The sequence below is a fragment of the Paenibacillus piscarius genome (assembly GCF_022234545.1).
GTDB classification, from domain to species: Bacteria; Bacillota; Bacilli; order Paenibacillales; family Paenibacillaceae; genus Paenibacillus_AQ; species Paenibacillus_AQ piscarius.
Window position 1 is genome coordinate 127,834 of record NZ_JAIEUI010000006.1, and the last position, 12,519, is coordinate 140,352.

Below are 12,519 nucleotides of genomic sequence, written 5' to 3' on the forward strand. Positions count from 1 at the left end.
AATACTTTATTTTCTTCTGACACATGTTATTAAGCTTGCTTAACCAGTACCTCAGCCAGTGCCTGAAGCGAATAATCAGAGGTGGAGCACAGCAGAATACTTCCGGCGTTCTGCGGCAGGTAGGCATCGTCATACGGGTTGCGTAGCACCAGGTTCAGCAGCGGGCCAGCCGCAGCAAGCTGCGCGGCAAGTTCAAGCTGTCCCTGGAACAGATGGGCATTGAGCGTTCCCTGAATCACGGTATGTCCGTCAGCCTTGGCACATAAGTCAGCGATCTCCGCAGCTTCAGGCTTCATGCTGCAATACTCCACCTGCACGGACAGGCCTTGGTCTTCCAGTAAGGCAGCCAAGCCGATGGTCTGGCCGCCCGAATTGTCGGCGATGGTGAGCTGCTCCTGACGCGGCAAGATCAGCAGATATGAGCGTTCTGCAGATAGCGGCATTATTTGCTGCGGGTCGCGGCTGATCTTGACCGTGCGGCGCGCATATTGCAGGGCCGCCTCATTCCAGCCCTCGCGCGGAATAGGCCGGGCTGCCGCCTGGTATTGCCGGAATTTCGCGTAGAGGCGGTGAATGCGGCTGACTGATTCGTCAATTCTGGATTCGGCGATAACGCCGTCCAGAATAGCTTGTCGGATGCCGGCGATGACCCGCTCCTGGAATTCCGGCGTATGGCACATCAGAATCATGTCATTGCCGGCCAGTACAGCCAGTACCCCCACATCTTCCGGGTTGAAATTCTTCTTGATCGCGCCCATCTCAATGTCATCGGTGCAGATGACGCCTTCGAAGCCGAGACGCTTCCGCAGCAGCTCTCCGCCGAAGAATGGACTGAGCGATGCCGGCAGCCCCTGCGACTCAGGTATGGCCGGAAAGACGAGATGGCCCATCATGATTGAATCCGCCCCGGCTTCAATGGCGGAGATGAATGGCAGCAGCGGTCCGTTCATTAATTCCTCTATTGTGAGCTCACACTCTGGCAGGACCACATGGGAATCCCCGCTGACTTGTCCATGGCCGGGGAAATGCTTGGCCGTCACGGCCACCCCCGCCTCATGCATCCCCTGAATATAGGCCTTGCCGAAGGCTGCAACGACTTCAGGATCTTCGCCAAAAGAGCGCACCCCTACGACCGGATTGTCAATATTCGTATTTACATCCAGCACCGGTGCCCAGTTCATTGGAATGCCGAGCGCGTGGAGCTGGCTGCCAATGATTTTACCCTGGAGATAAGCGGTCTCCGCATCCGGGCTTAATCCGGCGGCCCGGTTGCCGGGGATGTAGGGATAGAAGGTCTTGAACTTGGAGAGCGTGCCTCCCTCCTCGTCGATGGATACATAGTAAGGCTGCGGAATACCGGAGTCCCCGGCAATCGACTGAACCTCGGCCATCAGCTGCAGCGTTTGCTGCTCATCCTTAACATTATGGGGGAACAAGCCGATCCCCCCGAGCCGGTTCCCGGACATCCGTTCACGGAACTCTGGCTCCGCTGTTGTAGAAGGTGTGCCAACTACGCACATTAGCGCGATTTTGTCCTCCAGACTCATGTCGGCCGGAGCTTGCAGGGCATCTGCAAGCCCGATCTCCCGGTAGAGCGTCCGCTCCAGATAATCATGCAGATAGAAGCGCGATGTCACAAAATGCTCGGCCATCTCCCGGGGCTGGTATTGCAGAAGTGCCTCCAGCATCCGGGGCCGGACGGCTTCGCGTCCGTTACGGTTACGTGTGTAATTGTTCAGCAGGGAGCGCCATTCTGCGCTGTCGCCCGGGTACAGCTCCCAGCGGTAAGCATACTTGTGAATCGCCCTGGAACGGTCGGTCGCCACCTCGAAATCATGCATAATGGCGATTAGCTCGGCGTAATCCTTATTCTTCAGTACGTTGTCCCGCAGCTTCCAGATGATATCGTAATAATCCTCTAACTGGTAGTTGCCAAGCAGCGAATGGCCTGTCTCAGGTGAGATACCATGGAATAACTCCAGGAAGCGGTCGATGAACGTATCTGCATCTGCCCGCCGGTTCCAGGCGAGATCAGCATGAAGCAGCATCGGATACCAGGTCGTCTCGAACACGCCATAAGGAACGCCAAGGCTAAACGGCCCGGTCCAGTTTGTAGCCACCATACAGCGGATATCCAGCTTCCCGGCAGTCTCTGCCCACTGCAGCAGATTGTCTGTCCGGTTATCAATCACCGGGTAGTTCTGATGCTCCGCCCAGTCGAAGCTGCGGACCGCAGGTGCACCCATCACCTCAATATCTAGTGCTCTGAACTTATTGGTCAGGGAAGTGACTTCCTCCTCTATATTCCGCCCATTATAGATCCAGATCATCGCCGCACTGCGCGGATCAAGCTTCGCCAGCTCTTCGGGCGGGCATTTGTCCAGCATGTCATGCCAGAAGATCGGCTGCCGTCCCCGGCTGGCCGTGAATTCAATGAGACGGTTCAGGAAGGAGATGAAGGCCCGTTCCCGCACACCTCCGAATTCCTTCCGGCATGCTTCACATTCGCACAGGCTATACACCTCGTCACAGCCGAGATGGATATAACGTGATTCGGGATGGGCGTCCATCATCTCCGCAAGCAGGCCGGTGATTAGTTCATACGTCTGCGGATGGGACGGGCAAATCTCGCCTGTAGACTCTTCGGTCTCCCGCAGATGCTTCCAGGCATCATGGCGCAGCACATACTCCAGGTGGCCGAAGCTCTGCTGCAATGGAGTAATCTCGATATAATGCTCATGCGCCGCAGCCTGAAGCGCCTCCAGCTGTTCCCGGCTAAGCGCGTGCTGCGGATGGGCGAATTCCCGGTGCTTGCTGAACGGGAACTTGTCCTCGTATTCAATGAGCACCGCGTTCGTCTTATAGCGGGAGAATTCGGCCAGATATCCGATCAGCCGCTCCGGCTTCGAGAAGGTCTGGCGCAGATCGAAATTCATCACCCGCAGTTCCGTATCAGGCCAGTCGATAATGGATACCGCCGGAATATCGCCCTCGCCGTGCAGGCTCCGCAATTGCAGCAGCGTCTGCAAGCCGTAATAAAGTCCGGGGGCGTCCAGGGCGCGGATTACTGCGCCACTTGCGCTAACCTCCAACAGGTAACCTTCTGCCCGGCCCTTCAGCGCGGACAGGTCTGCCTCAGCGGGATTAGGAGCTGAAGGGCTCTCACTCCCCTCACTCCCCTCAATTCCCTTGATTCCCCGCATCTCCTCAATCAGCAGCGAGTATCCCTCACCTGCTCCCGAGATGGCGGTGGTAATCTCCCGGCCGGGAAAAGCCCGCCGGCAATGAACCTCCAGCCGGGGGTCATCCACTTCCATAGCCAGTTGCAGACGGACTTCCCCGCTTGCCCGCCATTGCTCCTTCTCTGTACTCCTCACCTGCTTCGGCTCGGGTATCAAGCTAAGCATCACTCTCTCCTCCTAGTACCTTGTGTGGTTAAATTTACGGATGGGATCAGTATGACGAAGCTACCGCGCCACCCCCGTTCCGTATGTGATCGGTTTTTCGACTATATTTGGTCTACGCGCTGTTGCCGGTCCAAATGTAGTCGTTTTTTCGACTACATTGGGCCTGTGCGCCATCCCCGCTCCGAATGTAATCGGTTTTTCGATTACATTGGGCACACGCGCAGTCCCCGACCTCAATGTAATCGGTTTTTCGATTACATTTGGCCTACGCGCCGTCTAATCCTTACTGGCCGCCGCAAGCCGACCGTGCTTCCATACCGCTTGGATCTCCAGGCCTCCGCCGCCGACCTTGCGGTAGCCGATCAGATCCGCAGGTCTACCAGCGGTAAGTCCGGCAGCCTGCGGCAGCCCGAGCAGCCGGGCCGGGCGAAGTGAGGCACAGTCGATGGCATCTTCCAGCGGTACCAGCCCGGCCCCGGCCAGATAGGACACCTGGTCGGCGAGCATCATGGCCGATCCGGCCAGCAGCTGCGGATGGCCGGCCAGATGCAGCCGTCCCTCCGGCGTCAGCACCACGTCGCCGCCAATGTGCAGCCGGTAAGCGCCCGGCGCCATACCACTCAGCGAGACGGCATCGCTGACCAGAATCGCCCGGCTCTGCTTCACCCGCAGGATCACCTTCAGCAGCGCATCCGGCAGATGGCAGCCGTCCGCAATCATGCAGCCGAACAGCTCATCGGCCGCCAGCTGCTCCCACAGGTAGTGGGGATGGCGCGGAAGCGTGAGATGCATACCGTTGCCCAGATGCGTGGACATTACCGCGCCTGCGGCCACCGCTTCCCGGATCTGCTCCGGCGACGCGGCCGTGTGTCCGATGGAGACCCGCACGCCGGTGGCGCTGCACCGGGAGATGAAGGCTGCGGCACCCGGCCATTCTGGCGACACAGTAATGATCCGGATCAGCCCCTCCGCTGCTTCCTGCCAGCGGCAGAAGGCCTCCCAGTCAGGCGGGCAGATATGCTCTAAGGGATGCGCCCCGCGCGGACCGTCCTCCGGGGACAGGAACGGCCCCTCCAGATGGATGCCGGCAATCAGCCCGGCAATATCCGGCCGGGTCCGCACCGCTTCCGCAATGGCGGATGCAGCCTCAGCAAGCTGGTCCGGCCCGTTCGTGATCAGAGTCGGGCAATAAGAGGTGACTCCCCGGGTTAGCAGACGGCGCGAGAGTCCAGCCACGGTCTCCGGCTTAAGCGGCAGCGTGTTCAGGTCCAGGCCCCAGCCGCCGTTCACCTGCAAATCGACCAGCCCCGGCGCAAGCCAGGGCCAATCTGCCATATGCGGATTGGCGGACAGCGTATGAACGGCTTCAATAACGCCGCCGTTAACGTGGACCTCCAGCGGCAGGCCGGTTCTGTAGTGTCTTCCTGAGATCACACCGTTCATGAGCCGAAGGCATCCCGGTCCGTGTACAGCGTAATGGCGGGATGGGTCCGCAGTAGGCTCGCCGGGCACGCAGTGCTGAGCGGGCCATGAAGCGCAGCCTGCAGCGCAGCCCGTTTAGCCTTGCCGGGAACTATGGCGAACAAATGACGCCCAGCCATTAGGGCAGGCACGGTCAGCGTCAGCGCATGAGTAGGTACATCGTCCAGCGTAGCGAAGCAGCCGTCATTCACCTGCTGCTTCCGGCAGGCTTCATCCAATTCGACCGCTTTAACAAGCAGCGGATCGGCGAAATCGGCTACAGGCGGATCATTGAACGCAATATGCCCGTTCTCCCCGATGCCAAGGCAGACGATATCAATAGGCGCTTCATTCAGCAGCTCTGCGTATCTTCGGCACTCCCCTTCAATATTGTCTGTCCGGCCCAGCAGCTCGATCCGCCCGGGATTGACCCTGCTGAACAACCGTTCCTGCAAATAGTTCCCGAAGCGTTGGGGGGCCTTCTCCGGCAGGCCGATATATTCATCCATATGAAAAGCGTGCACCCGGGACCAGTCAATCCCCTGCTCCCGGACCAGCCCTTCATACAGCTCGTTCTGTGACGGGGCCGCGGCAAATACGATGCGGACCGGAGCTGCGGACTGCGCCTGCAAGTCTCTAATGCTCTGCCCGGCCGCTCCTGCCGCCGCAGCCCCCATCTGGCTGCGCTCGTTGTAGACGAGAACGCGCATACGTTCCGCTAAATGCTCCGCCGCCGGAATCAACATCTCTTCCATGATGAACCCTCTCCTTCTTATAGGGGCGGCAGTAACCGCCCCCTCATTGTTAAATCCCGCCGTTAACCAGCAAATATGGCTTGTTATCTGAATTCTCTGAACTGGCCAGCGATACCACTATGCCGGAGGTGTTGGGGTCGCTCCACTGGAAGGTCGGCTGCAGGCCAGCCGCCGCTGCTGTGACAACATAAGCGGTGACATCGGCGCTATACCAGCCAGCACCGGTGACCCGGACCGTTCCGAGATTGGTACCGCCGCTGACGGGACGGTTATTCCAGGTGATTCCGCTCTCGGTCCACTGCGCTCCGGTGTAGCCCTTCAGTGCAAGCGTAACCGGAGAAGCCGGAGCAGCGGTGACATACACGTTCAGGGTTACCGATTGCACCGCCGTCCCTGATAGATTCAGCTCCGCCTTCATGAAGGCGATGCGGTCCCCTCCACCCTGCGAATTCGGCAGATCGGCGACCTCCAGCACAGGCTCCTGACCGAAATTGACAGAAGGCTGATGCTCATGGACATAAGCATCCATGGTCACCGGGATCACCGGATCTACAGAAACACTTCTGACGATATGCAGCAGATAAAGATCTGCGGTTCCATCCTCGTGATACACCAGAACCGATACATCAGCAGGCTCTGAACCGATCGTGACAGATGCGGCTGTTCCCGATGCCACGGGCAGTCCGTTAATCCGTACTGCATCCGATGCCTTGGCGGTAACCGGTGTAACCTGCAGCGAACTTACATTGCTGTTGACAGTTACGGTATAAGCTTTGTCACTTGCACTAAATGGCTTATCCCACACTCCTGCCGACAACGTTAATCCGCTCAGTCCGCCATGCGGCAGCAGCGCGGTGGTATGCGGCTGGTCATGGGCGCTGGCATAATAATAACCGGCGGCCTGAACTCTTCTCGGCTCGAATCCGGCCTGACGGCCGGCGGGAATGGCCTCTGAGGTGAAGCTGGCCCGTCCATCTGCTCCTGTAACAGCCGCTGCATAACGGCCCGCCGAATAGGTGAACCGGCCTTCTATCGCTGCCCCTTCAAGCACCGCTCCGGTAGCATAATCGCGCACCTTCATGGTAGCGGAAGCCGAAGTGCCGGTGTAGGAGAGCTGCATATCTGTTACGATCATTGGCTTCAGCGCCGTACTTCCAGTGACCGCAGATACTTCACTGGAGAGCGGCCCGATATTACCCGCCAGATCGCGGGCGGCGATGCGGTAATAGTAGGTGGTGTCCGGGAGCAATCCCTTGTCCTGATAATTCAGTCCCCGGGCAAGTCCGGCAATATCCGCTGAGGTCGGCGTGAAGCCGGAGACGGTGCTGCGGTAGATAATGTAACGGTCTACCTCGTAGTTGTCAGTAGCCATTCCATAATTCAGCCTTACACTCTGATAGTCGCCGGCAACGGCGGTTGGCGTACCTGCAGGTGCGGACGGTGCTTCATGATCCTCCGGTGCTTCCCAGAAGACGCCGCCCGGTCCCCAATACGAAGGCAGTGCCCGATAGGAATCATAGTGATGGACAGCGATTCCGCCGAAGGCGCTGCTCTGTCCGGAAGCGGCGTATACCTTGTCCAGCTCGGCTTCCATATGGGTACGGCCTTCCTCCTGGAAGGTGATCGTCTCAGGGTCGCCGCTGTTTGCAATATCCAGCGTCTCCACCCCGATGACTACAGAATTTGGCTTATTGATGGCTTCGGCATAGGCCAGCTCACCGGCGGCCCCGGCAATAATGCCTGCGGTTCCCTCAGCGGAATCTCTGTAATCCATAATCGAGATATAATCGGAAATATCCTGTATATGCTCGGATAGCCACTTGGTTGTGCCGTTCCACTGGATATCCGCCCCCTGCTCGGAGGAGTCGTACCACTTAGGCACGGCCGGACCGAAGGGCAGCCGGATACCGGCTGTATCACGGCGGTCAATCATTTTCTGCAGACCATCCAGATACTCCTTCTGCAGGAACTTGCTTGGATCTTTGAAGTCCGGTGATATATATGGCTCGATGTCCACGTTGATCCCGTCGAACTTCTCATCTGCATCCGCTGCAAGATTGTAGTTGATAATTTGCTCTATCTCACGGACGGCATGGCTGTGGTAGCGCTCATATGCACCCATATAAGCCGGGGAGGTTCCGCCCGCCACCAGGGCATGGACACTTAAGTTCCGCTCATGCGCCCAGCGCATGAAGGAGCGCAGCTCGTCCTCCTGCTCCTCCAGCGCCCGGTAGCCGGCGTAGTTGCCCACAGCCAGATACAGTGTCGTGACCGGCTCCGACCCGAAGGTTGCGGTGTCCGTAACGAAGGACTCCAGCACCTCCCGCGAGCCCGGATTCAGCAGCAGCTTATAGCTCTCCGGCTCCCAGATCCACATCGCCCGGTCCTGGTCCGGCAGGGGAACCGCCGGCTCATTCGTACCGGCACCGACCTGCGCATAGACGGTCGGGCTGTAGCCGTAGCGTCCCGGCGCATTCGTGGCCCGGGCCTCCAGGCTGACCGTTCGGTCGCCGATGCCTGCCGTATTCCAGGTATACACATATTCTGTGCCGTTATAGGCGGCCTGCTGCCACGGTCCCCGGTTCACCCGGACCTGCACGCCCGAGACCGGCGCAGCCGAATCCGCCTGGACGGTAATGTCTACCTGTCCGCTCAAAGACACCCCTTCGTCCGGACCGGTAATCGTCACCACTGGTGCAACACCTGCGGAGTTGTTCACCTGAAGGGTCGCGGACGGACTCCATACCCCGTAGCGGGTGGAGGTATCCAGCCCGCGGGCCACCAGCTCCACCGGACCGTTATACCGGGAGGTGTCGAGTGTATAAGACCAGGTGCCGCTGTCATCCCCGTCCGGGTCATCCAGCAGCGCCTCGAACTGGGCCGTCCCGTTTACGTACAACCTGACATCATAGAGTCCGGTATAGGTTCCGCTAACTTCGACTGGTCCGCCGGAGGAGATGTATCCTCCGGGCGGTTCGTCCAGTGTAATCGTACCTGCGGCCCGGGCTGTGCCCGGAACCGCCACTGCTGAGAGTACAATGATCAGACCTACCACCGATAAAACCCATCCAAGCCGTTTGCCAGAGCCTTGCAGCCATTGCTTCATAAGCGCCGCCTCCTTGTAATGGTCAAGCGAATACCCTGATTGCCCTGCCTGTGCTTCTGCGGTTCTTGCCTGCGGTCAGTACCGGTTAATTGTTCAATTGAATATTTTGAACGCGGTCATACGCTTCCTTGTACGTCTCCAGCAGCTTGTCTACACCCAGATTGTTGATCTCTTCCACATATTTATCCCAATCCTCCAGCTTGCGGGAGCCGGTGACGAACTTGGCGAAGCTCTCATCGCGGTGCTTCTTGATCGCTTGTCCGGTGATGGAGATGACCTCATTCTCCTTCTCCGTGAAGGCCGGACGCGGCTGCATGTTGGCCGGATCGTATTTGACGGCCTCTTCATAAGCGTGCTTCAGATCCTCCGAGAACAGAGACAGATGGGCATTGAAGTCAATCCACGTATAGGTTCCGCTGGTCTGCAGCCCCGTCTGCTTCCGCATTTCAATCACATCGGTGAATTCCGGCTTGAACTTGATCGTATCGCCTTCCTTCAGATAGGTCTCGCCTTCCACACCCCAGCTGCTGAGCGTGCGGCCGTCTTCCGAATAGAAGAAGTCCATGTAACTCATGATATCTTCGATATTCTTCGAGGTTGAAGCAACCGTCAGGCCGCCCTCCATGTAATGGAAGTAAGGATTAAGCTGCTTGCCGCCTTCAAGCCCAGCGGGGGGAGCCATGAACTGCATATTGAATTCAGGATTCTCCTTACGCATTGCATTATTGAAGAAGTCCACCCGGCTGATATAATCCACGGTTACAAAAGACTTGCCGGTGGACACCATGTCCTGCCACTGCTTCGTCTGCAGCGAGAGGAAGTCCGGCGGAATCAGCCCTTCATCGTAGAACTGCTTCCACATGCCGACCATTTCCTTGTAGCTGTCCTCTGTCGGGCCGTAGCGCCATTCTTTTGTATCGAAATCGTAGTAAGCCCCCTCGCCTGTTCCATAGTTGACCGTCATGTTCGTGTTCATCTCATCGGGAATCTGGCCGTAACGGACCGATAGCGGATAGCTGTCCGGGTATTTCGCCTTCAGCGTCTTAAGGGCGGTGTGCAGCTCATCGTAGGTCTTCGGAGCCTCAATGCCTTCCTTCTCAAAAACATCCTGGCGGTACATCCAGATCATGCGGTTCGTCTCCCCGAAGCCCTGGTTCGGGAACATATACATTTTGCCGTCAGCGGAGAGTGCCGCCTTCGCCTCATCCGGGTACTGCTTCATCCAGGCGGTGAGATTCGGCAGCTTGTCCATGTATTCCATCAGGTCTACAAGCGCCCCTTGCTGGCCGAACTTGTTCGATTCCTTGCGGTTAGGCATATACATCAGATCTGGCAGTGAATTGGAGGCTACCGCCAGATTCAGCGCTTCGCCGAGCTTCCCGGAAGGTGTCTGCACCTCCAGGGTTACACCGGTCCGCTCCTTGATCCAGCCCCAAACGGGCCAATCCTTGGAGTAAGGGAAGGTGGGATTGTTGTCCAGCAGTGCGGTGAAGGTATGCTCCTGCTTCGCCCCCGCTGTGGCGGCGGCCTCTCCGCCCGGTGCTCCTGTAGCGGCAGGTGTGGCGTTATTGTTGTTGCCTCCGCTGCATCCAGTGACCAGCAGTGCGGCAGCCGCGAGTGGCAGCATTACAGACTTCCATTTGTTCATTCATCATCTCTCCCTTAAGTGTAATTATGGCATATACCGGCTCAGCCTTTCACTGCACCAATCATTGCGCCCTTCACAAAATACTTCTGTACAAACGGATATACGGTGAGAATCGGCAGTGTGGAGACCATAATCGTCGCGTATTTGAGCGATTCTTCAACGACCTGGTTGTCTCCCCCGATGCCGGTCACATCTCCCGAGCTTGCGCTTCCCGCCAGCACCAGATTGCGGAGCAGCACCTGAAGCGGGAACAGGTCCGGGGTGCGCAGATACAGCAGCGGATAGATGAAGTTATTCCACATGCCCACCGCATAAAACAAAGCAATGGTAGCGAAGGAAGCCTTCGACAGCGGAACAATGATCCGCAGGAAGATGCCGATATCATTCAATCCGTCGATGCGGCCGGACTCCTCCAGCTCCTTGGGAATGCCGGAGAAGAAGGTCCGCATCAGAATCAGATTCCAGGTACTGACCGCGCCCGGCAGCACCATCCCCCATACCGTATCCACCATGTCCAGGGAACGGACCACGAGGAAGGTCGGGATCATCCCGCCGCTGAAGAACATCGTAACGACGATCAGCATCGTGAAGGTCTTACGAAGCGCCATATCGCGGCGGGAGAGCGCGTAGGCTCCTGTGGATGTGACCACCAGCGAGATCAGGGTGCCGAGCACGGTGTAGATAATCGTATTTTTGTAGGCCGTCCAGATCTTCGGGTCTCCAAGCACCAGCTCGTACATCTTCACATTGAAGCCCTTGGGCCAGAACGAAACCGTGTTCTTGATCACGTTGACGTCGCTGCTCAGGGAGACCGCCAGCATATGCAGGAACGGATAGAGCGTAATGACTACAACGATCAGCAGAAAGAACGTGCTGACAATATTAAACCAGGATATTCTCGGTGATCTCATCACCACACCTCTTCTCTACCATAGACTTGTCTCGCTGACCCGGCGGCTGATGTAATTGGCGCTGTAGATGAAGACCAGGCTGATGATCCCCATGAACAGGTCAATGGAAGCCCCGTAGCTGAAGTTCCCCTGCTCCATCCCGACCCGGTACACATAGGTGCTGATGATGTCAGCCGTATCGTAGATCGCCGGGTTCTGCATCAGGAACACCTTCTCGAAGCCGATCTCCAGCACCTTGCCGATGTTCAGAATCAGCGTGATGACAATCGCCGGAGAGATGCCGGGCAGGGTGACATGCCAGATTTTGCGCATCCGGCTGGCGCCGTCCATATCGGCCGCTTCATAGAGCTGCGGATCAATTGCCGTCAGTGCGGCGAGATAGATGATCGTCTCCCAGCCGATGTGCTGCCAGATCTCCGACAGAACATAGATCCCCCGGAACAGCCCGGGCTCATTCATGAAGTTGATCGGCGAGATGCCGAACGTGCCCAGCAGATTGTTAATCAGGCCTCCGGTCGGCGACAGGAACATGATCACCATGCTCGCCACAATAACATTGGAGATGAAGTGCGGCAGATAGCTGACGGTTTGCACGAATTTTTTGAACGCAGCCTTGCGCACTTCATTGAGCAGAATCGCCAGGATGATCGGTGCCGGGAATCCGAAGAACAGCTTGTATAAGCCTAGCAGGAAGGTGTTCTTCATCAGCGGCCAGAAGTCAGGGTTCTCGAAGAACATCCTATAATACTTCAGCCCTACCCAGTCACTGGCCCAGATTCCTTTGAACAGATTGTAATCCTTGAACGTAATCACGAGGCCAAACATCGGCGCATACCGGAAAATCAGATAATACAGCAGGCACGGCAGAAACAGCAGCCAGAGCGCTTTGTTATGGTGCCAGGTACGCATAAACCGTCCTTGCCGCCGGTAGGGAAGCTTCACTTCCTTTCGCGTGTTGTCCTGTACTGCACTCGTTTGAGCCATAGGCATCCCCTCTTGTTCTTAAATGATAGCAGCTCACTTATATGTCAGCTAACTTCCCCTGTGCTTCCGGGGTTTGTCTCCGAATTATAGTGGCAAGACGCTGGAAAGCGCTATCAGCATGTTATATAACTTTTCTCCCGATCTGCATATTTCCCGGTTTAGGTGTATAAATCGGTAAAAGTGCATATTGTGCGTGTCAGCTTTGGGCCGCTATGATAGGATAAAACCATAGAAAAGCGGCTGCATC

Annotated in this window: 7 protein-coding genes; all 7 read right to left on the bottom strand. The window is 57.3% G+C overall.

The window, feature by feature from the left end:
• Positions 1 to 29: 29 nt before the first annotated feature.
• Positions 30 to 3,407 carry a glycoside hydrolase family 3 N-terminal domain-containing protein gene (locus tag K1558_RS12700; RefSeq protein WP_238651948.1) on the bottom strand — a complete coding sequence of 1,126 codons (3,378 nt, stop codon included), beginning with the start codon at positions 3,405 to 3,407 and terminating at the stop codon, positions 30 to 32.
• Between the two features lie 276 nt (positions 3,408 to 3,683).
• Positions 3,684 to 4,850 (bottom strand): N-acetylglucosamine-6-phosphate deacetylase, encoded by a 1,167-nt coding sequence (locus K1558_RS12705; protein WP_238651949.1) that lies wholly within the window; start codon positions 4,848 to 4,850, stop codon positions 3,684 to 3,686.
• Positions 4,847 to 5,623 carry a glucosamine-6-phosphate deaminase gene (locus K1558_RS12710; RefSeq protein WP_238651950.1) on the bottom strand — a complete coding sequence of 259 codons (777 nt, stop codon included), beginning with the start codon at positions 5,621 to 5,623 and terminating at the stop codon, positions 4,847 to 4,849. The genes K1558_RS12705 and K1558_RS12710 overlap by 4 nt, the downstream gene beginning before the upstream one ends.
• 49 nt (positions 5,624 to 5,672) lie before the next feature.
• Positions 5,673 to 8,729, bottom strand: a complete 3,057-nt coding sequence (locus K1558_RS12715) for a CBM96 family carbohydrate-binding protein (RefSeq protein ID WP_238651951.1) — start codon at positions 8,727 to 8,729, stop codon at positions 5,673 to 5,675.
• Between the two features lie 85 nt (positions 8,730 to 8,814).
• Entirely contained in the window at positions 8,815 to 10,377 is a 1,563-nt protein-coding gene (locus tag K1558_RS12720) for an extracellular solute-binding protein (RefSeq protein WP_238651952.1), read from the bottom strand.
• A 41-nt stretch (positions 10,378 to 10,418) separates the two neighbouring features.
• Complete coding sequence (locus K1558_RS12725) at positions 10,419 to 11,288, bottom strand: carbohydrate ABC transporter permease (RefSeq protein ID WP_238651953.1); 870 nt, start codon at positions 11,286 to 11,288, stop codon at positions 10,419 to 10,421.
• A gap of 15 nt (positions 11,289 to 11,303) precedes the next feature.
• Entirely contained in the window at positions 11,304 to 12,272 is a 969-nt protein-coding gene (locus K1558_RS12730; RefSeq protein WP_420800435.1) for an ABC transporter permease, read from the bottom strand.
• Positions 12,273 to 12,519 lie beyond the last annotated feature (247 nt).

Coding starts and splice junctions, on each gene's coding strand:
- K1558_RS12725 (WP_238651953.1), bottom strand. CDS start 11,288: ATGAGATCACCGAGAATATCCTGGTTTAATATTGTCAGCACGTTCTTT.
- K1558_RS12700 (WP_238651948.1), bottom strand. CDS start 3,407: ATGCTTAGCTTGATACCCGAGCCGAAGCAGGTGAGGAGTACAGAGAAG.
- K1558_RS12710 (WP_238651950.1), bottom strand. CDS start 5,623: ATGGAAGAGATGTTGATTCCGGCGGCGGAGCATTTAGCGGAACGTATG.
- K1558_RS12720 (WP_238651952.1), bottom strand. CDS start 10,377: ATGAACAAATGGAAGTCTGTAATGCTGCCACTCGCGGCTGCCGCACTG.
- K1558_RS12705 (WP_238651949.1), bottom strand. CDS start 4,850: ATGAACGGTGTGATCTCAGGAAGACACTACAGAACCGGCCTGCCGCTG.
- K1558_RS12715 (WP_238651951.1), bottom strand. CDS start 8,729: ATGAAGCAATGGCTGCAAGGCTCTGGCAAACGGCTTGGATGGGTTTTA.
- K1558_RS12730 (WP_420800435.1), bottom strand. CDS start 12,272: ATGGCTCAAACGAGTGCAGTACAGGACAACACGCGAAAGGAAGTGAAG.